The sequence below is a fragment of the Streptomyces sp. NPDC005070 genome (assembly GCF_053600395.1).
Genome location: NZ_JBSFZS010000081.1, coordinates 15410 through 37661, shown reverse-complemented (window position 1 = coordinate 37661; position 22252 = coordinate 15410). Strand labels below are relative to the sequence as shown.

The 22252-nt window shown below is 71.9% G+C and carries 18 protein-coding genes, 1 tRNA gene and 1 pseudogene; 9 read left to right on the top strand and 11 right to left on the bottom strand.

From position 1 onward, the window contains the following. Nucleotides 1-370: pseudogene (locus tag ACWEBX_RS25325) on the top strand (hypothetical protein); the annotation flags it as partial. Between the two features lie 223 nt (nt 371-593). On the opposite strand, the gene hppD reads toward ACWEBX_RS25325, so the two are convergent. Then, complete coding sequence (gene hppD / locus ACWEBX_RS25320; protein ID WP_451887106.1) at nt 594-1739, bottom strand: 4-hydroxyphenylpyruvate dioxygenase; 1146 nt, start codon at nt 1737-1739, stop codon at nt 594-596. A 122-nt stretch (nt 1740-1861) separates the two neighbouring features. On the opposite strand from hppD, the gene ACWEBX_RS25315 reads away from it, so the two are divergent. From ACWEBX_RS25315 to ACWEBX_RS25285, 7 genes are all read left to right on the top strand, one after another. Next, nucleotides 1862-2332, top strand: coding sequence for an Lrp/AsnC family transcriptional regulator (locus ACWEBX_RS25315; RefSeq protein ID WP_384802074.1), 471 nt, complete (start codon nt 1862-1864; stop codon nt 2330-2332). Nucleotides 2333-2355: 23 nt separating this feature from the next. Continuing rightward, entirely contained in the window at nt 2356-3003 is a 648-nt protein-coding gene (locus ACWEBX_RS25310; RefSeq protein ID WP_451887105.1) for an ABC transporter permease, read from the top strand. Then, a complete protein-coding gene (locus tag ACWEBX_RS25305; RefSeq protein ID WP_451887104.1) occupies nt 2996-4345 on the top strand; it encodes a betaine/proline/choline family ABC transporter ATP-binding protein in 1350 nt (449 codons plus the stop codon). Before ACWEBX_RS25310 ends, ACWEBX_RS25305 begins: the two co-directional genes overlap by 8 nt. A 50-nt stretch (nt 4346-4395) precedes the next feature. Next, nucleotides 4396-5208 carry an ABC transporter permease gene (locus ACWEBX_RS25300; RefSeq protein ID WP_451887107.1) on the top strand — a complete coding sequence of 271 codons (813 nt, stop codon included), beginning with the start codon at nt 4396-4398 and terminating at the stop codon, nt 5206-5208. Further along, entirely contained in the window at nt 5205-6173 is a 969-nt protein-coding gene (locus ACWEBX_RS25295; RefSeq protein WP_451887103.1) for a glycine betaine ABC transporter substrate-binding protein, read from the top strand. The genes ACWEBX_RS25300 and ACWEBX_RS25295 overlap by 4 nt, the downstream gene beginning before the upstream one ends. Before the next feature lie 111 nt (nt 6174-6284). Continuing rightward, nucleotides 6285-6920, top strand: coding sequence for an ArsR/SmtB family transcription factor (locus ACWEBX_RS25290; RefSeq protein WP_451887102.1), 636 nt, complete (start codon nt 6285-6287; stop codon nt 6918-6920). Between the two features lie 56 nt (nt 6921-6976). Then, nucleotides 6977-7168 (top strand): hypothetical protein, encoded by a 192-nt coding sequence (locus ACWEBX_RS25285; RefSeq protein ID WP_451887101.1) that lies wholly within the window; start codon nt 6977-6979, stop codon nt 7166-7168. 48 nt (nt 7169-7216) lie between these two features. Here the strand turns inward: ACWEBX_RS25285 and ACWEBX_RS25280 are convergent, their stop codons facing one another. The 4 genes from ACWEBX_RS25280 to ACWEBX_RS25265 form a co-directional block, all read right to left on the bottom strand. Next, complete coding sequence (locus tag ACWEBX_RS25280; RefSeq protein WP_451887100.1) at nt 7217-8005, bottom strand: YlbL family protein; 789 nt, start codon at nt 8003-8005, stop codon at nt 7217-7219. Between the two features lie 42 nt (nt 8006-8047). Beyond that, the gene (locus ACWEBX_RS25275; RefSeq protein WP_339129602.1) at nt 8048-8689 is read right to left on the bottom strand and encodes an IclR family transcriptional regulator; all 642 of its coding nucleotides are present in this window, start codon (nt 8687-8689) and stop codon (nt 8048-8050) included. Between the two features lie 474 nt (nt 8690-9163). Next, nucleotides 9164-10966 carry a DEAD/DEAH box helicase gene (locus ACWEBX_RS25270; RefSeq protein WP_451887099.1) on the bottom strand — a complete coding sequence of 601 codons (1803 nt, stop codon included), beginning with the start codon at nt 10964-10966 and terminating at the stop codon, nt 9164-9166. A 257-nt stretch (nt 10967-11223) separates the two neighbouring features. Continuing rightward, nucleotides 11224-12684 (bottom strand): MFS transporter, encoded by a 1461-nt coding sequence (locus tag ACWEBX_RS25265; RefSeq protein ID WP_451887098.1) that lies wholly within the window; start codon nt 12682-12684, stop codon nt 11224-11226. 250 nt (nt 12685-12934) lie between these two features. Between ACWEBX_RS25265 and ACWEBX_RS25260 the strand changes: the two genes are divergently transcribed. Continuing rightward, a tRNA-Cys gene (locus tag ACWEBX_RS25260) sits at nt 12935-13009 on the top strand. Nucleotides 13010-13113: 104 nt separating this feature from the next. On the opposite strand, the gene ACWEBX_RS25255 is transcribed toward ACWEBX_RS25260, so the two are convergent. The 6 genes from ACWEBX_RS25255 to ACWEBX_RS25230 all read right to left on the bottom strand — a co-directional run bounded on the left by ACWEBX_RS25255 (nt 13114) and on the right by ACWEBX_RS25230 (nt 21249). After that, the gene (locus ACWEBX_RS25255; RefSeq protein WP_451887097.1) at nt 13114-14280 is read right to left on the bottom strand and encodes an SUKH-4 family immunity protein; all 1167 of its coding nucleotides are present in this window, start codon (nt 14278-14280) and stop codon (nt 13114-13116) included. A 229-nt stretch (nt 14281-14509) separates the two neighbouring features. Continuing rightward, on the bottom strand, nt 14510-14695 hold the full coding sequence (locus ACWEBX_RS25250) for a hypothetical protein (protein WP_451887096.1): 186 nt from the start codon (nt 14693-14695) through the stop codon (nt 14510-14512). Next, the gene (locus tag ACWEBX_RS25245; protein ID WP_451887095.1) at nt 14692-16998 is read right to left on the bottom strand and encodes a xanthine dehydrogenase family protein molybdopterin-binding subunit; all 2307 of its coding nucleotides are present in this window, start codon (nt 16996-16998) and stop codon (nt 14692-14694) included. Before ACWEBX_RS25245 ends, ACWEBX_RS25250 begins: the two co-directional genes overlap by 4 nt. Then, entirely contained in the window at nt 16995-18425 is a 1431-nt protein-coding gene (locus ACWEBX_RS25240; RefSeq protein ID WP_451887094.1) for a 2Fe-2S iron-sulfur cluster-binding protein, read from the bottom strand. Before ACWEBX_RS25240 ends, ACWEBX_RS25245 begins: the two co-directional genes overlap by 4 nt. After that, nucleotides 18422-19315 carry an FAD binding domain-containing protein gene (locus ACWEBX_RS25235; protein ID WP_355761051.1) on the bottom strand — a complete coding sequence of 298 codons (894 nt, stop codon included), beginning with the start codon at nt 19313-19315 and terminating at the stop codon, nt 18422-18424. The genes ACWEBX_RS25240 and ACWEBX_RS25235 overlap by 4 nt, the downstream gene beginning before the upstream one ends. Nucleotides 19316-19596: 281 nt before the next feature. After that, nucleotides 19597-21249, bottom strand: coding sequence for a beta-N-acetylhexosaminidase (locus ACWEBX_RS25230; RefSeq protein ID WP_451887093.1), 1653 nt, complete (start codon nt 21247-21249; stop codon nt 19597-19599). Between the last annotated feature and the right edge of the window lie 1003 nt (nt 21250-22252).

The following is a 22252-nucleotide window of genomic DNA, read 5'->3' as shown; positions in this document are numbered from 1 at the left end:
GCCCGGCATCGCGGTGGCGGACGCGCTGGGCTGGGCGCTGCACCGCGCCGGGAACGACCAGGAGGCGCTCGGCTTCGCCGTGCGGGCCACGGACAAGGAGCACGGGGGCGATGTGCGCAGCGCGCTGTACGCGTACCACCGGGGACAGATCGAGCGTGATCTGGGACTGTCCGGTCCGGCCCGCCGGCATCTCACCGAGGCGTTGCGGATCAATCCGTACTTCTCGCCGCTGCTGGCGCCGGCGGCGCGGGAGGCGCTGACGGCGCTGGGCGAGCCGTCGGCCGGGGGCCCGCCGGAGGAGTCGGGAGAGGCGGCGGACGAGGAGCCGGCGGCCCCGCCGGCCACCCCGGGAGCGCCCGCGCCGCACTGACACGGAAGCGGAAGCCGAAGCGCCGGGACGCCTCCGCCCGTTCGGAACACTCGGACGGACGGCGGGAAGCCGGACGCCCAGGCACGCAGACGCCCATGCACCCGGACGGCCGGGCAGCCGGGCAGCCGGGCAGAAACGCGAAAACCTGTCCGGCGGACGCCGTGTCGACGTCCGCCGGGCAGGTGAGGACCGGCCGACCATCAGGAAGGGCCGGTTCCACGGGTCAGAGGTTGCCGCGCTTCTCCTGCTCGCGCTCGATCGCCTCGAAGAGGGCCTTGAAGTTGCCCTTGCCGAAGCCCATCGAGCCGTGCCGCTCGATCATCTCGAAGAAGACGGTCGGACGGTCCTGGACCGGCTTGGTGAAGATCTGGAGCAGATAGCCGTCCTCGTCGCGGTCGACGAGGATCTTCAGCTCGCGCAGGGTGTCGACGGGGACGCGGGTGTCGCCGGCCCACTCACCGAGCGTGTCGTAGTAGGAGTCGGGGGTGTCGAGGAACTGGACACCGGCCGCGCGCATGGCCCGCACGGTCGCGACGATGTCGTTGGTGTTCAGCGCGATGTGCTGGACACCCGCGCCGCCGTAGAACTCCAGGTACTCGTCGATCTGGGACTTCTTCTTGGCGATGGCGGGCTCGTTGATCGGGAACTTGACCTTGAGCGTGCCGTCGGCGACGACCTTCGACATCAGCGCGCTGTACTCGGTCGCGATGTCGTCGCCCACGAACTCCTTCATGTTCGTGAAGCCCATGACCTTGTTGTAGAAGCCGACCCAGTCGTTCATCTTGCCGAGTTCGACGTTGCCGACGCAGTGGTCGATGGCCTGGAAGGTGCGCTGGGCGGGCGGCTCGACGATCGGCGCGGCGGCCACGTACCCGGGCAGGTAGGGGCCCTCGTAACCGCGTCGCTCGACGAGCGTGTGGCGGGTCTTGCCGTACGTGGCGATGGCGGCGAGGACGACCGTGCCGTTCTCGTCCTTCATCTCGTAGGGCTCGGCGATCGAGCGGGCGCCGTGCTCGACGGCGTACGCGTGGGCGGCGCGCGCGTCCGGGACCTCGATGGCGAGGTCGACGACGCCGTCGCCGTGCTCCGCCACGTGTTCGGCCAGGAAGTGGCCCCAGGTGGTGGCGGGCCTGATCACCGAGGTGAACACGAAGCGCGCCGAGCCGTTCTCGAGGACGTACGACGCCGTCTCGCGGCTGCCGTTCTCCGGTCCGGAGTACGCGACGAGCCGCATGCCGAAGGCCGTGGAGTAGTAGTGCGCGGCCTGCTTGGCGTTGCCGACGGCGAAGACGACCGCGTCCATTCCCTTGACCGGGAAGGGATCGGCCTGCCGGGCGGTGTCGGGAGTGTCGTGTGTGGTCTGCGTCATGGCCGCAGGCTCTCTCCGTTCCGCAAGGTGCGCAATAGTTCGCCTGTCGACTGAGCAATATGTTCAGTGAGTGGCCCGTACCGTCGGGCTTTCTGTACACGATGACCATCTCGGAGGCACCCATGGCGATCGATCATCTGGACGGGCGGCTGCTCGTGCTGCTGGCCGAGGAGCCGCGCATCGGCGTGCTGGAGATGTCCCGGCGGCTCGGGGTCGCGCGGGGGACGGTGCAGGCCCGGCTGGACCGCCTTCAGTCGAACGGAGTCATCCGGGGCTTCGGTCCCGAGGTCGACCCGGCCGCGCTCGGCTATCCGGTCACGGCGTTCGCCACGCTCCAGATCCGGCAGGGACAAGGCGCGGACGTACGAGCCCACTTGACGACCGTGCCCGAGGTGCTGGAGCTGCACACGACGACCGGCAGCGGGGACATGCTGTGCCGCCTGGTGGCCCGCTCCAACGCCGATCTCCAACGTGTGATCGACCGGGTTGTCGGTTTTGATGGCATCGTCCGGGCCTCCACGGCGATCGTCATGGAGAACCCTGTTCCGCTGCGGATCATCCCGCTCGTGGAACAGGCGGCGGCCGAGCGCTGAACCGAGGAGCGAGGTGACCCGGCGTGAACTTCTGGCAGTACCTGAGCAGCCGCCACGAACAGCTCCTCACCGACGCCTACCAGCACGCCAGCGCGGTCTTCCAGTGCATGGTCGTGGCGACCGTCATCGGCGTACTGATCGGCGTCGTCACCTACCGCAGCGACTGGGCGGGCAACCTCGCCACCACGACGACCTCCGCGATTCTGACGATTCCCTCGCTGGCCATGATCGGTCTGCTGATCCCGATCGTGGGCCTGGGCGTCCCGCCGACGGTGATCGCCCTGACGCTGTACGGGCTGCTGCCGATCGTGCGCAACGCGATCGTCGGCCTGCGCGGTGTCGATCCCTCGCTGGTGGACGCGGCCCGGGGTATCGGCATGTCGCGGACGATCCGCCTGATGCGTGTCGAACTGCCGCTGGCCTGGCCGCCGATCCTGACCGGCATCCGGATCTCCACGCAGATGCTGATGGGCATCGCCGCCATCGCGGCCTACGCCTCCGGGCCCGGCCTCGGCAACGAGATCTTCCGCGGCATCAGCTCGCTGGGCAGCAAGAACGCGCTCAACCAGGTGCTCGCGGGCACGGTCGGGATCATCATCCTGGCGCTGCTCTTCGACGCCGCCTACGTCCTGCTGGGCCGGCTGACCATTCCGAGGGGGATCCGTGCCTGAGACAGCGGAGACCGCCGAAGGCCCTGCGGACGGCGAGGGTCCCGCCGGCGCGGCGGGCGGCGCGCGCAGCGGAAGCGGCGCGGGCGGGGGCGGCGCGGGCGGGGGCACGTCGTCCACCACGGGCGCCACGATCGAGCTGGAGAACCTCACCAAGCGCTACCCCGGCAGCAGGGAGGCGGCCGTCGACAGCGTCAACATGGAGATCAAGGCGGGTGAGCTCGTCGTCTTCGTCGGCCCGTCCGGCTGCGGCAAGTCGACCACCCTGAAGATGATCAACCGGCTGATCGAGCCGAGCGGCGGCCGCATCCGGATCGGCGGCGAGGACGTCACCGACATGGACCCGGTGAAGCTGCGCCGCAAGGTCGGGTACGCCATCCAGTCGTCCGGGCTCTTCCCGCACATGACGGTCGCCCAGAACATCGCGCTCGTACCGCGGATGGTGGGCTGGTCCAAGGCGCGGATCAAGGCGCGGGTCGAAGAGATGCTGGACCTCGTCGGGCTGGACCCGGGCGAGTTCCAGAGCCGTTATCCGCGCCAGCTCTCCGGCGGTCAGCAGCAGCGCGTGGGCGTGGCGCGGGCACTGGCCGCGGACCCGCCCGTCCTGCTCATGGACGAGCCGTTCGGCGCGGTGGACCCGATCACGCGCGACCACCTCCAGGACGAGCTGATCCGGCTCCAGTACGAGCTGCACAAGACGATCGTGTTCGTGACGCACGACTTCGACGAGGCCATCAAGCTGGGCGACCGGATCGCGGTGCTGCGCGAGCACTCGCACATCGCGCAGTTCGACACCCCGGAGGCGATCCTCACCAACCCGGCCGACGACTTCGTGTCCGGGTTCGTGGGCGCGGGCGCGGCGCTGAAGCGGCTCAATCTCAGCCGCGTACGGGATGTGGAGATCAGCGGCTGTCCGACGGTCACCGTGGACGATCCGCTCCAGGAGATCTTCGACAAGCTGCGCTCCAGCGGTACGAACGAGATCCTGCTGCTCGACAAGCGGGGCCGCCCCTACAAGTGGCTGCGGCGCGGCGATCTGATGCGGGCCAAGGGCTCGCTCGCGCGGGCCGGCACGCTGGTGCACGACACGGTGACCAGGGACGCCACCCTGCGCGACGCCCTGGAGGCGGTGCTCACGGACAACTCGGGCCGGGTCCCGGTGACGGGGCGGCGCGGCGAGTACACCGGGGTGGTCGACATGGAGACCCTGATGAACTCCGTGCACGAGCTCCTGGAGGCCGACCGGCTGGAGGCCATGGAGCACCAGCACGAACTGGAGGAGGCGCGTGCCCATCAGACCCAGTTCGAGCAGGAGGGTGTCGACGACGGGGAGGCGAAGGCGTGAGCACACCGCCCACCGATCGGCGTCCCGAGGGCGAACACGAGGTCAAGGGGGTGGCCTTCCGTGACGACAGCGAAGGTGAGGGCACGGAGCGGGAGGTGCCGCCGCCGGCGCCGACGGCCCCGAGGCGGCGGATCGGCTGGCAGAAACTGACCTTCCTGCCCGCCGTGCTGATCGCTCTGCTGCTGGGCACGTGGATCTGGTTCCAGCAGGCCGACCTCGACGCGATCTCCCGCAACGCGCTGTCGAACGGCCAGGTGTCCAAAGCCCTCTGGCAGCACATCCAGTTGACGGTGATCTCCACGTTCTTCGTGCTGATCATCGCGATTCCGCTGGGGATCCTGCTGACCCGCAAGGCGTTCCGCAAGTTCACCCCCATCGCCATGACGATCGCCAACATGGGGCAGGCGACCCCGGCGATCGGTCTGCTGGCCCTGCTCGTGATCTGGCTCGGCACCGGCGAGAAGTCCGCCCTGATCGGCATCACGATCTACGCGATCCTGCCCGTCCTGTCCAACACGATCACCGGCCTGAAGGCCAACGACCCGACCCTGCTGGAGGCCGCGCGCGGCATCGGCATGTCACCGCTGGGCGTGCTCAGCCGGGTCGAACTGCCGCTGGCCGTACCGCTGATCCTCGCCGGCGTCCGTACGGCGCTCGTCCTGAACGTGGGCACCGCGACGCTGGCCACGTTCGGCGGAGGCGGCGGTCTCGGTGTCCTGATCACCACGGGCATCACCACCCAGCGCATGCCGGTTCTGGTCCTCGGCGCCATCCTCACCGTCGCCCTCGCGCTCCTTGTCGACTGGCTGGCGTCGCTGGCGGAACTGCTGCTGCGGCCGCGCGGGCTGGAGGTGGGGACATGAGGAGGGCGCGCGCCCACGCGGCCCTGGCCGCCGTCCTCGTCCTGGCGTCCGCGTGCGGGCTGACCAGCGGCTCCCCCATGACCGACAACGTGAAGCCGGGGACCATCGGGCAGGGCGAGCCGCTCAAGGGCGCGAACCTCACGGTGGCGTCGAAGGAGTTCACGGAGCAGCTGATCCTCGGCGCGATCATGGGCATCGCGTTCCAGGCGGCGGGTGCGAAGGTGGTCGACCGCACCGGCATCCAGGGCTCGATCGGCGCGCGCGAGGCCATCAAGAACGGTGACGCGGACGCCATGTACGAGTACACGGGCACCGCGTGGATCACCTACCTCGGCAACAGCGAGCCGATCCCGGACCCGCAGAAGCAGTGGCAGGCCGTGCACGACGCCGACCCGAAGAACGGGGTCACCTGGCTGCCGCCGTCCGCCCTGAACAACACCTACGCGCTCGCCATGAACCAGGCCAACTTCAAGAAGTACGGCACGACCACGCTGTCCGACGTGGCCGCGCTCTCGAAGTCGGACCCGAGCGCCGTCACGCTGTGCGTGGAGAGCGAGTTCGCCAACCGGGCCGACGGGCTGCCGGGCATGGAGAAGGCGTACGGGATGCACATCCCCGCGAAGAACATCACCCAGATGGACACCGGGATCATCTACACCCAGGTGGAGAAGGGGAGTTGTACGTACGGGGAGGTGTTCACCACCGACGGGCGCATCAAGTCGATGAACCTGGTGGTGATGAAGGACGACAAGAAGTTCTTCCCCAACTACAACGCCGCCCCGGTGATCAACTCCAAGGCCCTGAAGAAGTATCCGCAGATCGCCGAGGTCATCGAGCCGGTGACGAAGAGGCTGAACAACACGGTGGCGCAGGATCTGAACGCGAAGGTGGACGTCCAGGGCCAGGACCCGCACGAGGTGGCGCTGGACTGGATGACGTCGGAGGGCTTCGTGAAGCAGGACTGAACAGGCTTACGGGGGTGGCGACTTCGGGGATTCGGCCGGCGGGCGGGACCCGGCGGCAAAGTTACAAAGAACCCGTTGCAAGGACTTCTTTGCAACGCTATCTTTGTACTCATGACGGAGCAGCCACCGCTTCCCCCCGAAGCACCCCTCCCCCCGCAGCCACCTCTGCCGCCCGAACCCCCGCAGCACCGCCGCCTCGACGCCCGCTCCCTGCGCGGGATCGCCCACCCCCTGCGCATGGAACTGCTGAGCAGCCTGCGCCAGAGGGGGCCGGCCACCGCGTCGATGCTCGCCGAGCGGCTGGGCGAGTCCAGCGGGGCCACCAGCTACCACCTGCGACAGCTCGCCGCGCACGGCTTCGTCGAGGACGCGCCCGAGCGGGGCAAGGGGCGCGAGCGCTGGTGGCGGGCGGTGCACCAGGGCCTGGACTTCGGCGAGGACCTGCTCAGCGACCCGGACCCGGCGGTACGGGGAGCGGCCGACATGTTCCTGCACGAGGTGGCCACCACCCACGCGCGTGAGCTGTCGACCTGGCTCGGCACCCGCGAGGAGTGGGGGGACAGATGGACCCCCGCCTCCGACATGAGCGACTTCACGATGCGCCTGACCCCGGCGCAGGCCAAGGAACTCGTCAAGAAGATGCACGACCTGCTCGACAGCTACTGCGCCCTCGAACGACCCGAGGACGATCCCGAGGCGGAGCAGGTGCGCTTCCACACGCACGTCTTCCCTCAGGCCTCCGGCTGATCCACCCGTTCGGACACCGCGCACGACTCGATCACACCGACAGAGAGGTCACTGCCATGCATCCCGAGACCCACCTCCAGTTGCAGCACGTGCGCGCCGCCGACCTGCGTGCCGAGGCGGACGCGTACCGGCTCACGACCGAGGCCGGGAACCCGCGCCGGCTGCGCGCCCGCGTCGGCTGGACGCTCGTGGAGGTCGGTCTCCGGCTGGCCTCCGCGCCGAAGGCGACCGTCGCCGTCGCCTGCTGACAGACCACGCTCCCGACCGGGAGTGTGGTCACTGCCGGGAGCCGGTCCCTAGCAGCTCGGGACCGAGCCCTTGTTCTTCTCCAGGGCCACCAGGGAGTTCACCGCTCCGTCGAGGTCGGTCACCGGGATCAGGCGGAGCCCCTTCGGCAGCTCCGCCTTCGCGTCCGAGCACTCCGCCTTCGGAACCAGGAACACGGTCGCGCCGTCGCGGCGGGCCGCCTGGGTCTTGAGGCTGACACCGCCGACCGCGCCGACCTTGCCGTCGGCGTCGATCGTCCCCGTACCCGCGACGACCCGGCCGCCCGTGAGGTCGCCGCCGCTGCCGTCGCCGTCCAGCTTGTCGACGATCCCGAGCGAGAAGAGCAGTCCCGCGCTCGGTCCGCCGACGTCGGCGAGCTTGAGCGTAACCTTCACATCGCCCTTCTCGTGCAGGTACCCCAGGGCCGCCTCGGTGGCGCTGTCCTGGGACTCCTTCATCTCGTTCGCGTTGTGCCGCTCGATCTCCTTGACGCTGCCGCCGCTCGGGTAGACCGAGTCGCGGGGCATCACGGCCTTGTCCGTGGCGAACCAGGCGCTGAGCACGTCGCCGAGGGAGACACTCGCGTCCGGGCCGGTGGCCTCGATCGTGGTCATCCGGAGCTGGCCGCTGGTGTCGCGGGTGGGCGCCCCGCTGATGGTGATCACCGGTTCGCCCTTGTTCTCGCCGAGGACGTTCGCCGTCAGGCCGGGCTGCGCCAGGGAGAACGGCAGCGGCGCGAACACCGCCGTGGCGAGGAGGGCCACGACGGGAAGGGCGCAGACGGCGACGGCCCGGGGGCGCGTGAGGCGAGAGAGCACGGGGTCAATCTAACGTCACCGGGTACGCACCCTGCGGCCCGGTCAGCGCAGGGCGTCGGCCACCTCTCGGGCCGCGTCGACCACGCGCGGGCCGACCCGCTCCGGTACGGCGTCCGCCAGCATGACCACGCCCACGCTGCCTTCGACCCCCGTCACCCCGATCAACGGCGCCGCGGCCCCGCACGCGCCGGCCTCCAGCTCGCCGTGGGTGAGCGTGTAGCCGGGCTCGCCCACCGGCGCCTGCCGGGCGGAGAGGATCGCTCGACCCGCGGCCCCCCGGTCCAGGGCGTGCCGGAAACCGGCGCGGTAGGCCACGTGATAGTCCGTCCAGGTCGGCTCGACGACCGCGACGGCGAGCGCCTCCGTCCCGTCGACCAGGGTCAGATGCGCCGTCGCGCCTATGTCCTCGGCCAGCGCCCGCAGCGCGGGCAGCGCGGCCTCCCGGACCAGCGGATGCACCTGGCTGCCCAGGCGCAGCACGCCGAGCCCGACCCGGGCACGGCCGCCCAGATCACGGCGTACGAGTGCGTGCTGCTCCAGTGTGGCGAGCAGCCGGTACACCACGGTCCGGTTGACGCCCAGTTTGTTCGAGAGCTCGGTGACGGTCAGCCCGTGATCGGTGTCGGCGAGCAGCTTGAGGACCCGCAGTCCCCGGTCGAGCGTCTGAGAGGTCTCCGCGGTCACGACGCCCACTCCTTAGTGGTGAGGTCGACGGCCCTCGTCCGGCGGATGCGGCACCGAGTCCCGTCGGCGACGCGCTTCAGAGGCCGCCGGTCGGCCGGCGCCCCGGGCTGTTCCCGGGCCGCAGTCGCTTCACGGCTGCGCTCCGCGGCGGCGCTGCCACGGGGCGTGTGCGTAGCCGGACAGTAGCGAGCCGGTCCGCTGAGCGGAAGCCTCCGTCCAGAATCCGGGCATCGGCCGGTGCGAAGTGATTCCGTTTGTCCCGGAACGCGGGGCGTGCGCCACTCGGCGTACACCGCCCGCGTACGCAGCGCACAGGCCGCCGTGCACGCCTCACCGGCCGGCACACGCCCCCCTCGGTACGGCTGCGGCACGCGTGCCGCGGGTTCCGTATACCGCCGTGTCCGGAGGTAACCGGTTGCCCATGTCCCCCCGGTCATGGACGCCTCGGGCGTCCCCGACGGTTCCCGGGGGACGTCACCGCATCCGGGTGGCCCACTCCTGGACCTTGGCGATGCGCTGCCGGAGCTGTCCGGCCGTGGCCTCCGCGCTCGGCGGGCCGCCGCAGACGCGGCGCAGCTCGGTGTGGATCACACCGTGCGGCTTGCCGCTCTGGTGGACGTACGCGCCGACCATGGTGTTGAGCTGCTTGCGCAGTTCCAGCATCTCCTTGTGGGAGACGACGGGGCGGCGCTCGGCCGGGATCTCCAGGAGGTCCGCCTCGGAGTCCGGCTTCTTGCGGCTGTGCGCGATCTGCCGGGCCTGCCGCTTCTGGAGCAGCAGTTGCACCTGGTCGGGTTCGAGGAGTCCGGGGATGCCGAGGTAGTCCTGCTCCTCCGCGCTGCCCGGGTGGGCCTGCATGCCGAACTCGGCGCCGTCGTAGAGGACCCGGTCGAAGACGGCCTCGGACTCCAGCGCCTCGAAGGAGAACTGCTCCTGCTCGCCGGTGTCCTCGTCCTGCTCCTTGTTCGCCTCGTCCATCTCCTTCTCGGACTCGGCGTACGGGTCCTCCTCGCCCTCCTTCTTCGGCTTGTCGAGGGCGTGGTCGCGCTCGACCTCCATCTCATTGGCGAAGGTGAGGAGGTCCGGGATGGTCGGAAGGAACACGGACGCCGTCTCGCCGCGCCTGCGGGACCGCACGAAACGGCCGACGGCCTGGGCGAAGAAGAGAGGGGTCGAGATGGTGGTGGCGTACACGCCGACGGCCAGGCGGGGCACGTCGACGCCCTCGGACACCATACGGACGGCGACCATCCAGCGGTCGTCGCTCGCCGCGAAGTCGTCGATCCGCTTCGAGGCGCCGGTGTCGTCGGACAGGACGACGGTCGCCTTGGTGCCGGTGATCTCGCGGATCAGCTTGGCGTAGGAACGGGCCGAGTCCTGGTCTGCGGCGATGACGAGCGCCCCGGCGTCCGGGATGCCCTTGCGCACTTCGGTGAGGCGCTGGTCGGCGGCGCGCAGCACGCTCGGCATCCATTCGCCGCGCGGATCGAGCGCGGTGCGCCAGGCCTGGCTGATGGCGTCCTTGGTCATCGGCTCGCCGAGCCGGGCGGCGATCTCGTCGCCCGCCTTGGTGCGCCAGCGCATGTTGCCGCTGTAGGAGAGGAAGATGACGGGCCGCACGACATGGTCGGCCAGCGCGTTGCCGTAGCCGTACGTGTAGTCGGCCGAGGACCGCCGGATGCCGTCGTTGCCCTCTTCGTACGTCACGAAGGGGATGGGGTTGGTGTCGGAGCGGAAGGGCGTACCCGTGAGGGCGAGCCGGCGGGTGGCGGGCTCGAACGCCTCCAGGCAGGCCTCGCCCCAGGACTTGCTGTCACCGGCGTGGTGGATCTCGTCGAGGATGACGAGGGTCTTGCGCTGCTCGGAGCGGTTGCGGTGAAGCATGGGGCGCACACCGACACCGGCGTACGTCACGGCGACGCCGTGGTACTCCTTGCTGAGGGGTCCGGCGCTGTACTCGGGATCGAGCTTGATCCCTATCCGCGCGGCCGCCTCGGCCCACTGCTTCTTCAGGTGCTCGGTCGGCGCGACGACGGTCACCTGCTGCACGACGTGGTGGTGCAGCAGCCAGGACGCGAGCGTCAGCGCGAACGTCGTCTTGCCCGCGCCGGGGGTGGCTACGGCGAGGAAGTCGCGCGGCTGCTCCTGGACGTACCTCTCCATCGCCCCCTGCTGCCAGGCGCGCAGCTTGTTGGCGGTGCCCCAGGGGGCTCGTCCGGGGAAGGCGGGCGAGAGGTGGTGGGTGTGCGTGGAGGCGCTGGCGGCGGTGGTAGTCACGGTCTCCGGTCTGGGTGTCGATTGGGAGCGTCCGGGTCCGTGCGCGGCGCGTCGGACGAGGCGTGACGGGAGGCGCGCGGACGGCTCGGCTACGTATGACAACCGGGCCACCCTACCGGCGCCCGCCTCGCGACGAGGTGCGGACAAGGCCGGGGCGGCGGTGGATGGGACTGACGTCACAGATCACCCGCCCGCACCACCGGCACCCCGGGCAGCCCTCTGCGGAAGCCGTGGCACGAGCCATCGCCGCAGGTCCGTCAGCCCGTGGTCGCCGGTCCCCGCAAGCGTGTCGTCACCCAGGCGCCCAGCAGTGCCACCCCTGCCATGGGCAGGAACACCGCGGCGAAGGCGGCCGGGTGGGAGGTGTGGGCGCCGGAGGTCGCGGCCGTGGCCGTGTCGGCCACCGCGCCGCCGCCCAGGGCCGCGAAGGCGGCTCCGCCGACGGCGAGCAGCAGCACGTTGGACAGGGCGTCGGAGATCTGCAGGGCGGCCGAGTTGGCGCCGGCCTCCTCCGGGGCCGAGAGGTGGAGCAGCAGCACGCTGGTCGAGGCGATCACCAGACCCATCCCGAAGCAGCCGAACGCCCAGGCGACGGCGACGGTCCACACCGGCACGGCGGGGATCAGCACACTCGGCGCCGCGGCGACGGCCGCCGCGACCAGCAGCATGCCGAGGAACATCAGGCGGTCCCGGTACGGCTCCACGCGCGGCCGCGCCTGCACCCAGGACCCCAGCGCCCAGGTCCCGCCGCCGGCCGCGAGCGAGAGTCCGGCGAGCGTCGGCGACAGCCCTCTCTGGGTGACCAGCATCAGCGGCACGAAGGACTCGGCGGCGATGAAGGCACCGGCGGAGACCCCGCGCAGCAGCACCACGGACGGCAGTCCGCGGGCCGCCCGCCAGGTGCCGCGGGGCAGCAGCCCGCGCACGGCGGGGACGATCAGCGCGGCACCGGCCGCGGCGGGGACGAGGGAGAGCGGGCGCAGATCCTGTGCGGCGTACTGGAACAGCCCGGAGCCCAGCGCGATCCCGAACGCCAGCCGGATGCGCCGCCGGTCCAGCCGCGGGCGGTCGGCCGTTCCGGCGGGCCCGGAGGCCCGCTGCCGTATCTGGGGCAGCGCGAGCGCGAGCGGGACGCCGACCAGCGCCGGAATGCCGATGAACACCCAGCGCCAGCCGAGGTGCTCGGTGACCGCGCCCGCGGCGAGCGGTCCGACCACGGACGGCACCACCCAGGCCGCCGCGAACGCCGCCATGATCGCGGGCCGCAGCCGCTGCGGGTAGGCCCGCCCGACGACGACGTACAGGGCGACGATGACGAGCCCGCCGCCGAGTCCCTGGACGGCCCGCCCGAGGATGAACATCCACATCCCCCCGGCGGTCCCGGACAGCAGCAGTCCGGCGGCGAACGCGCCGATGCCCGAGGCCAGCGAGGTCAGCGGCCCGTCGCGGTCGGACCACTGACCGGCGAGCACCATCCCGAACAGGCTCGTGGTGAAGTAGGCGGAGAACGCGAACGCGTACAGGGCGACCCCGTCGAGCTCTCGCGCGGCCACGGGCATCGCCGTCCCCACGGCCGTCGCCTCGAACGCGATCACCAGGACCACGGAGACGATCCCGATGGTGAGCGCCCGGTGGGCCCGGCCGAGCACCCCGCGGTCGTCGGCGCCCTCGCTCCCGGACGGAATCGTCGCGGCCTCGCTCACTTCCACTGCTGTCATGCCGGTCAGCGTAAGGTGCGCAGCTTTCGGTGACTCCTGTCGGTGGTCGGTGATCAGGCAGTCCTTTGGACCTAGGTCCACTCCCCCCGGGCCGGGGCGCGACCAGGTTCCCGGCGGGCCGACCGCCTTTCGTGAACGGCGTGTGGCAGTCGCGTTGCGGCCGCCCCGGAACCCTTGAGCCCCTTCCGGCACCGCGCTTAGGGTCTTCTCATCAGGTTCGGAACGAGTGAGCCGTGCCGCACCTGAGAACGACCGTGTGCCCGAGTGGTTCAGGGGCTCGACTGCAACTCGAGTTACGTGGGTTCGAATCCCGCCACGGTCTCCACGCAGGAGCCGGCCGTCCCGTTCAGGGGCGGCCGTTCTGCTTCGGGGCGGCCGTTTCTGTCGGGCGGTCTCGGCCGCCCAGGACCGCCAGGACCGCCAGGACCGCTAGGCGTACAGCATGCCGGCCGAGCGGTCCTCGAATATCTCCGGCCAGTGGCGGCGGCCGTCGTCGCCGGGGAGCGCCGGGGTCCGGTCGCAGGCGCCGGGATCGACGGTGGCGAGCGTCTCGGTCAGGGTGGCGGCGAGCTGTTCGTAGGAGTCGCTCAGGTGGTGGACCGCGTCCACCGTCTTCTCGCGGTGAAGGAGCCACAGGGTGAACGCCAGCGTGGAGATGTCCGCGTTGAGCGGGCGCACGGTGAGGTCCGGCTCGCTCCAGGCGAGCACCGCGCCCGTGGTGCCGTCCAGCACCAGGCTCGTGTCCTCCAGGAGGTTGCCCAGGCGTATGAGGCGGCCGGCCGCGGCCGGGAGCAGAGCGGCGGAGAACGCGTCGGGGCCCTCGTCCGCGTAGTACTCGGTGAGGGCCGCCAGCGGCATCTCGGTGTCGAGCTGGAACAGGAAGCCGTCCTCGGGCAGGCCCGACTCCCGCAGGAAGCGGCGGGTCGGCTCGTGCGTCAGGGCGGGCGGGAAGTCGACGTCCTCGAAGCGCATGATCCCGCCCGCGCCGAACTCCTCGTCCAGCAGCCGCTTCGGCAGGCCGAGGACGAGTCCGTCGCCGGGTCCGGCGATCCGGGCGAGCGGGCGGATCAGGGCGGCCATCCGCCAGTACGGCGGGACGTCCTCACCGGTGGCGTCCTCGAAGACGGCGCTCAGCCGGTCCGACACCTGCGCGACCGCCTTCGGGCCGAACGGGCCGGAACGGCCCCGGGACAGGGTCAGTTCCCCGGTGGCCGCCGCGAAGCGCAGCAGGGCGTCCAGGGAGGGCGCCAGGGGCGAGAGGTCCAGGTGGGCGGGGTTCGGCCGGACGTACGCCGAGGACACCGCCCCCGTCGTCCCGTCGAGCAGGATCGACTCCAGGTCCCGGTCGAGGCTGCGCAGCGCTCCGACGACGAGCTGGTCGCGCAGTTCCTCCGCGAGTTTGTCGGCGTCGCCCGCGAGGTCGGCGACCGTGCGCAGGCCGTGCTCGCGGAGGGCGTCGAACGCGAGCAGCGCGTCGTCGTGGGGCAGTCCGGGGCCGGTGAGCCGGTCCCGGGTGCCCGCGTGCGTGACGAACGGATCCAGCTCGTCCTCGGACAGTGTGATCGTGCCGTCGACATCGGTGTCAGTCGTACTCATGGCTCCCCCGCGCATGTGAACGCTCCGTGCTTCCCCCGGGAGGGAACGGCCGGTCGTGCCACGGCAGTTCCCCACGAGCCAGAACGATACGCCGCACCACTGACAACGCCAGGGGCGCGCCGGGACGGACCGCACCGGGTCGGGAAAACGTCGGCGGGGCGCCGCGGTGGGCGTCAGGGAAGCGGTGGGCTTCGAGTGAAGCGGTGGACGTCGGGTGAAGCGGTGGACGTCAGGTGAAGTAGACGCCGCCGAGGACGACGGCGACGGCCGCGAGCACGAACAGCAGCACCCAGACCAGCAGTTTGCCCACACCGGGCGCGGGTTCGTAGCGCGGCTGCCCGGCTTCGGCGCCGGGGACCGGCGGGGCGGAGCCGTCCGGCGAGGATTCGCCCGACGCGCGCTCCCGCTCGGTCACGAGGCCGTCACCACGGCCGCCTGCGGGCGGATCGGCAGTCGGTTGACCGGCCGGCCGGTGGCCGCGCGGACGGCGGAGGCGATGGCCGCGGGCGAGGTCACGACCGGCACCGCACTGGCCGCCTTGGCACCGAAGGGGGCGACGACGTCGCGTTCCTCGACCAGCTTGACGATGCGGATGTCGGGCGCGTCCAGGGCGGTCGGCAGGGCGTAGCCGGTGAGGTCGGGGTGGCGGACCAGACCGCGGTTGGTGCGGAGGTTCTCGGTCAGCGCGGCGCCCACGCCCTGGGTGACGCCGGCCTCGATGCGGGCTCTGAGCTGCGCCGGGTTGAGGATCCGGCCGACGTCCTGGGCGAGCGCCAGCTCCACGACCCGTACCGAGCCGAGTTCGATGTCGACGTCGACCACCGCGCGGACGGCGCAGAACGCGAGGCCCACAAAGGCGTCGCCCTGGCCGTTCTCGTCCAGCGGCTCGGTCGGGTGCGGGCGGCACTGCGCGGTCGCCCACAGTTCCTTGCCGTCCATGGCCTCGGTGACCGTGGTCGACAGCACTCCGTCGTACGACGTGATCTTGCCGTCGGTGATCTGGAGCAGCTCGGTGGACATGCCGAACTTGTGCGCCAGGGGCTGCAGCAACTGCGTACGGACCATCTTGGCCGCGCGCTCCACCGCTCCGCCGGACACCCAGGTGTGCCGGCCGCGGGAGCTCGGTCCGGCCGGCGGCTGGTCGGTGTCGACCGGAGCCACGTGCACCTCGTCGATGCCGAGAGTCTCCTGGACGATCTGGCGGGCCAGCGTGGTGAAGCCCTGGCCGGTCTCCACGGCCGCGCAGAGCACGGTGGCGACGCCGTCGTGGACCTTGACGGTGGCGGTCGAGACCTCGTCGGCGCCCTCGGCGCCGAGCATGTGCACCATGCCCAGTCCGTAGCCGACACCGCGGCGTACGGCACCGGGTTCGCCCGCGCCCTCGGGGCCGCCGGGCAGCAGCCACTCGTCCTCGGGCGTGTCCTTGGGCAGGGCGGGCAGCGGGTAGTCGCGTACGGCCTGGAGGAGCTCGGCGACGGGCGCCGGGCAGGTCACCGTCTGGCCGGTGGGCAGGACGTCGCCCGTGGCCAGGACGTTGCGCAGGCGCAGCTCGGCGGGGTCAACGCCGAGCTTCTTCGCCAGCTTGTCCATCTGGGCCTCGTAGGCGGCGCACACCTGGAGGGCGCCCTCGCCGCGCACATGGCCGGAGGGCGGGTTGTTGGTGCGGACGGCCCAGCCCTCGATGAAGGCGTTCGGTACGACGTACGGGCCACAGGCGAAGGAGACGGCGGCGGCCAGCGACTCGCCGGAGGTGTCGGCGTAGGCGCCCGCGTCGAGCAGGATCTGGGCCTCGACCTTGACGAGGTTGCCCTCGGTGTCGGCGTGGTGCCGGTAGCGCAGCAGGGTCGGGTGCCGGTGGGCGTGGCCGAGGAAGGACTCCTCGCGCGTGGCGGTGAGTTTCACCGGGCAGCCGGTCGCCAGGGCGAGGAGGCCGAGCGCGAGCTGGAAGCCCTGGTCCTCGCGGTCGGCGGTGGCTCCGGGGACACCGGTGACGACGACCTTCACGCGCGCGGGTTCGAGGCCGTAGCAGGCGGCGGCCGCGTCGCGGTCGCTGTGCGGGTCGGTGGAGGCGATGTAGAGCTCGACGCCGCCGTCGGGGCGGGGCACGGCGAGTCCGGCCTCGGCGCCGATGGGGGCGGGGTCCTGGCGGCCGATGCGGTACAGGCCCTCGACGACGACCTCGCCGACCGCGTCCGGGTCGCCGTGGCTCAGCGGGATGTGCCGGATCAGGTTGCCGTCGGGGTGCAGCGGTTCGGCCTCGAAGGCGTGCTCCGGGTCGGTGACCGGTTCGAGCACCTCGTACTCGACGATGACGGCGGCGGCGGCCATCCGCGCGGTGTCGGGGTGGTCGGCGGCGACGGCCGCGATGGGCTCGCCGTGGTGGCGTACGACGTCGGAGGCGAACACCGGACGGTCGGCTCTGCCGCGGCCGTGCATCGGGGTGCCGGGCACGTCCTCGTGGGTGATGACCGCGCGTACGCCGGGCATCTCGCGCGCGTGGCTGGTGTCGATGGACAGGATGCGGGCGTGCGGGTGCGGCGAGCGGAGCACGGCGGCCCACAGCAGGCCCTCGGCCCACAGGTCGGCGGCGTAGGGGAACGTGCCCTCGGTCTTGGCGCGGTCGTCCGCGGCGGGCAGCGAGACGCCGAGCCCGTGCGGCAGGGGCTCGGGGCCCGTCTCGGGCGCCGCCGGTGTCGCGGTCGCGGCTTGGTTGGTCACGCCTGGCCTCCGTCCTGGCCGTACGGCTGCTGTGCCGGGGAACCGTAGGCGGCGCCGTCCCCGTACGCGGACGGGTGGATGCCTCCGGCGCCGGGGCCGGCCTGGTGCGGGATGCGGGCCTCGTCCGCCTCGGGGGCGGCCTCGGCCGCGGCGGCGGAGTGCGCCTCGCGTTCGGCGACGACCTCGCGCACGGCGTCCAGGACACCGCGGTAGCCGGAGCAGCGGCACAGGTTGCCGCACAGGGCCTGGCGGGTCTCCAGCTCGGTCGGAGCGGGGTTGCCCTCCAGCAGGTCGTGCAGGGTCATCGCCATGCCGGGGACGCAGAAACCGCACTGCACGGCACCGCACCTGGCCAGGGCCCGCTGGACGTCGGAGGGCTGTCCGTCGGCGGCCAGGCCCTCGACAGTGCGCACCTCGCTGCCGGCGGCGGTGACGCCGGGTACCAGGCAGGACGCCACGAGCCGGCCGTCCACCTGGATGTTGCAGGCACCGCACTCGCCCTGCGAGCAGCCGTCCTTGGCGCCCGCGAGGCCGAGCCGCTCGCGCAGCACGTAGAGCAGCGACTCGCCGACCCAGGCGTCGGTGACCGGCCGGTCGGCGCCGTTGACGCGCAGGACGTAGGAGGCGAGGGGGTGATCGTCGGGTCCGGGCGGGGCCGGGAGGTCCTCGTCGGGTGTCTCGTCGGCCTCGTGCGGCGGATCCGGCTCGGCCGCCTCGGGTGTCCCCGCAGTCACCGGCTCGGGGTCGGCGACGGACTCGGGGGCCTCGTGAGCGGGCTGCGCGGGCCCGTGGGCGGCCTGCGCGGGCGATTCGACTCCGGGATGCCCTGCGTGTCCGGCGAGGGCCTCAGTGGCCGTTTCGCCGGCATCGGCGGTCCAGGGCTGTCCGATCTCGCCGGCCCAGGGCGCGGCCGCGCCGCCGGGGAGCGTGGCGGGCGGTGTGCCGCCCCACTGCTCGACGAGCGCGGAGGTGGTGAACTCGCCCGATTCGTCCGGGAGGTCGCCACCGGCCACCGGGATCGACCACTGCCCGGTCACGTCGTGTCCGGGGCCCTGCGCCTGGCCGGAGCCGTCGTCGAACTGCCACTGCCCGGTGGACCCGGGGTGGTACGTGAACCGGTCGTCGTGGGCGCCGGCCTGCTGTGCGGTGTCGTGATCCGGCCACTGCGTGCTGCCGCCCTGACCGGCCCAGGTGCCGCCGGCGGCCGGGTCCGCGGACTCGGGCGGGGCGGGCGTCACGGAGATCTGCGGGGGCACATAGCCGTGTCCGGGCGCGGCCAGCGGCTCCCGGCTGGCGAGGAGCGCCTCTATGCCGCCCTCGGGGAGTTTGACGAAGGCGGTGGCTCCGTCGTCGTAGTCGCCCTGGGGCAGCGGGTCCCAGCGGCTCCCACCGCGCGAAGCGCCCTCTTCGTGCTGGTCGTCGGTCACGACAGTGCCCTTCCAAGTGCTCGTCGGGCCAGCGCGGCGACAGTGCGCCGCAGGTGCAGTACGGCGGGCGGAAGCGGTGTGAGGGTTCCGTCCTCGGCGGGGACGGGGTCCGGGATGCAGGCCGCGGCAACGTACTCGCCGAACGCGTTCAGCGCCTCGGGGACGATCGCGCGGTTGTTGTCCCAGTCGATGAGCTGGGCCACCCAGGCCTCGGCGTCCAGCGGCCGCAGCGGCATCGGCGCTATGGCGCCGACGGCGCAGCGCACGCCGCGCCGGGCCGGGTCGAGGACGACCGCGACGGAGGCGATGGCGCGCCCGGGTCCGGTGCGCCCGGTGGCCTTCAGGAAGACCTGCGGGGCGTGCAGCAGCGGCACGCGCACGTAGCCGATGAGTTCTCCGCCGCGGAGCATGTCCACACCGGCGAGCAGGTGCGACACGGGGATCTCGCGGCGGGCTCCGCCCGGCCCCGCGATGATCAACGTGGCTTCCAGGGCGGCCAGTACGGGCAGCGCGTCCCCGGTGGGAGCGGCCGAGGCGATGTTGCCGCCGAGGGTGCCGGCGTTGCGGATCTGCGGCGGTCCGGCCGCCCGCGCGGCGGCCGCGAGCGCCGGGATGAGGGCGGCGAAGTCGGGGCGGCCCATGCGGGCGTGCGTGAGGCCCGCGCCGAGCAGCGCGTGGCCGTCCTGGTACTGCCAGCCGCGGATCTCGGTGATCCGGCCGAGGCCGACGAGCGCGGCCGGCCTGAGCTGTCCGGAGTTGACCGCGGCCATGAGATCCGTGCCGCCGGCCACCGGAACGGCCGTGGGCATGGCGGACAGCGCCGCCACCGCCTCGTCCAGCGAGACGGGCAGCGTCACGGCCTGCGCCGTCTGCGGTGCGTGCGTGGTCAAACCGGTTGCCCCTTCCCGCTGCCCCACCTGGTCCCACCTGTGCTGCCGTACGGTACGTGCTGACAGGGCGGACGTGGCAACTCTGGCACATCTTCCCGGGCCCTCGACGCGGGGGTCCGCTAGGAGGCATTCGCCCGTCTCACCAGGGAGATGGCCTGTTTTCGCACGGCATCACCGCTGGAAGCCGATTATCACTCTTCGGTGCCCCTTGGGGGCCATTTTTCCTTGCGGTGCAACGGCTCCGGGGCGCGGGCCCCGGAGCCGGGCGACCGTGAGCGGTCTCACACGTTCGGGGGCGCCCCCTCGATCGGGCGTCCGAGCACCCCCGGCCGCCGCTGCCACGGCCGCGGACCCGAGGGCGCGCGGTAGGCCACGCCGAGGGCGTCGAGCCGCCCGTAGTGGGTGTTCATCCGCCGCTCGAAGCCGGTGAAGTCCCGTTCCCCGGGGGCCGGCAGGCGGCTCCAGGCGACCTCGGCGAAGGCGGCGAGCCTCGGGAACGCCTGGTAGTCCACGCGCGTGTGGTCCTCCATCACCTCGGTCCACAGGTTGGCCTGCATGCCCAGCACGTGCCGCGCCTCCGCCTCGGTGAGCTGCGGCGGAACCGGCTCGAAGCGGTAGACGTCCTCCAGGGTGCGCACGTAGGCGATCGGCACCGGTTCGTCCTCGCCCGCGGCCTGACGGTAGTCCAGGTACACGTGCTGCTCGGGGCACATGACGACGTCGTGGCCCGCGCGCGCGGCCGTGACACCGCCCTGGTAGCCGCGCCACGACGAGACCGCGGCGCCGGGCGCGAGACCGCCCTCCAGGATCTCGTCCCAGCCGATGAGCCGACGTCCGCGCGCGGACAGCCAGTTGTCGAAGTGCCGGATGAACCAGGCCTGCAGCTCGTCCTCGTCGGCGAGCCCGAGTTCCCGGATGCGGGCCTGCGCCGTGGCCGACTCCCTCCACTGGTCCTTGGCGCACTCGTCGCCCCCGATGTGGAAGAAGCCGGAGAACTCCGGGAAGCGGTCCGGGTCCGCCGGGAACAGTTCGAGGAGTTCCTCGAACACCCCCTCGTAGAAGCGCAGGGTGTTGTCAGTGGGGGCGAGTACGTTTTTGGAGACGCCCCAGTTGTCCCAGACGGTCAGGGAGGTCGTGTCGATGACGTCGGTGTTGCCCAGTTCCGGATACGCGGCGATGGCCGCCTGCGAGTGGCCGGGGATGTCGATTTCGGGGACGACGGCGATATGCCGCTCGGCCGCGTACGCGACGATCTCCCGGATGTCGTCCTGGGTGTAGAAGCCTCCGTGCGGCTTCTCGTCCCACAGCGGCGAGGCCCGGTGGCCGAATTTGGTGCGCGCCCGCCAGGAACCGATCTCCGTCAGCTTCGGATAGCGATTGATCTGGACACGCCATCCCTGATCGTCGGTGAGATGGAAGTGGAAGACGTTGAGTTTGTGCGCGGCCAGCAGATCGAGGTAGCGCAGGACGCCTTCCTTCGGCATGAAGTGCCGGGAGACGTCGAGCATCAGGCCGCGCCAGCGGAATCGGGGCGCGTCCTCGATGACCCCGTGCTCGATTTCGTACGCCGTCCGCGGACGGACCGGGGCGCGGCGGAAAGCGTCGGGGCCCAGCAGTTGACGCAGTGTCTGGGCGCCCCAGAAGACGCCGGCCGCGTCGCCGCCGCGGATCTCGACACCGTCGTCGCCGACGCCGAGCCGGTACGCCTCCGGCCCCAGCGCGTCGTCGAGGAGCAGGCGAACGGCGCGCGGAGCGTCCCGCGGCCCAGGTCGCAGCGGCAGTCCGAGCGCGGCGCCGAGGGTCGAGCCGAGCCAGCGTCCGGTGGTGTCCGTGCCCGGCGCGGCCCACAGGACGGTGTCCGCGTCCAGCGTGAACCGCCCCTCCGCCGCGCCTTCGACGACGAGGGGAGCGGGAATCAGGCCCGTGTCCTTCATGTCCATCCGTCCTTCAGTCCTTTACCGCCGCCGGGGCCGGAGACGAGTCACTGGGGTTCGCGTACGAAGAAGATCGGCACGCGGAGGATCGGCACGCGGGAAATCGTCCGGGCGGCCGTGAGCCGGGGAACGGCGGGCGGGAAAGGGATCCGCCGGAGAAATCGCGTGCTGTGTGCCCGGCCGGGTTCACGGACGCCTTCCGCGCGTCCGCGACGGCCTCGGTGAAACCGCGCGGCACCGGGGCCGCGAAGGGCCGCGGGAAGGCCGCGCGCGGCGGGATCTTCGAGCCCGTCCGACTTCGGTGGGCCGAAGTCGGACGGGAAGGGGAAGAGGGGTCCGCCGGAGCCTCGCGGGGCGCCGTCCGGGCGGCCCGGAACACGACCGGCGAGGCGGCCCGGAATCGGAAGCGGAATCGTCGTGGCGGTGACGCCGGGGGAAATCCGATGAGCGCGGGGACGACCGCGCCGCGATCCGGCCGGAGAAGGCGTCCGGGGAACTGGCGGACGAATTCCCGCCGCCCCGGGATGCCCGGGAAAGATCCGCGGCAAGGCCGCGGTCCGCGCGGCGGGCCCGTTGCGGCCGGACAGTTGCGCGGACCCCTTGCGGCCGCGCGGCGGGAGGGCACTGGTCGGGTCCGGGGCGCGGGTCGACCGCAAGGCACCAGTCGACCGGAGGGTCTTGGCCGGCCGCAGGGCACCGGTCGACCGCAGGGCGCCGGCCGGATCCGGGGCGCCGGTCGAGCGCAAGGCACCGGTCGACCGCAGGGCACTGCCCGGCCGCGGGGCGTCTGGTGCCGACCGGCGACGCGGTGGTCACCGTCCGCGCCACGGCGATCCGGGGGCACTGGGCTTCAACGGGCGTCCTCCAGCCAGAGCGTGTTGCGGTATGCGCAAAGACGGTTTCGCATCGCACAACACCCGGAGGCTATGGAGTACCGGGACCCGCCCACAAGAGGTCTACACCACTCTGTGATCGCGGGCGGCTGTGAAAAACAGCCCGGCCC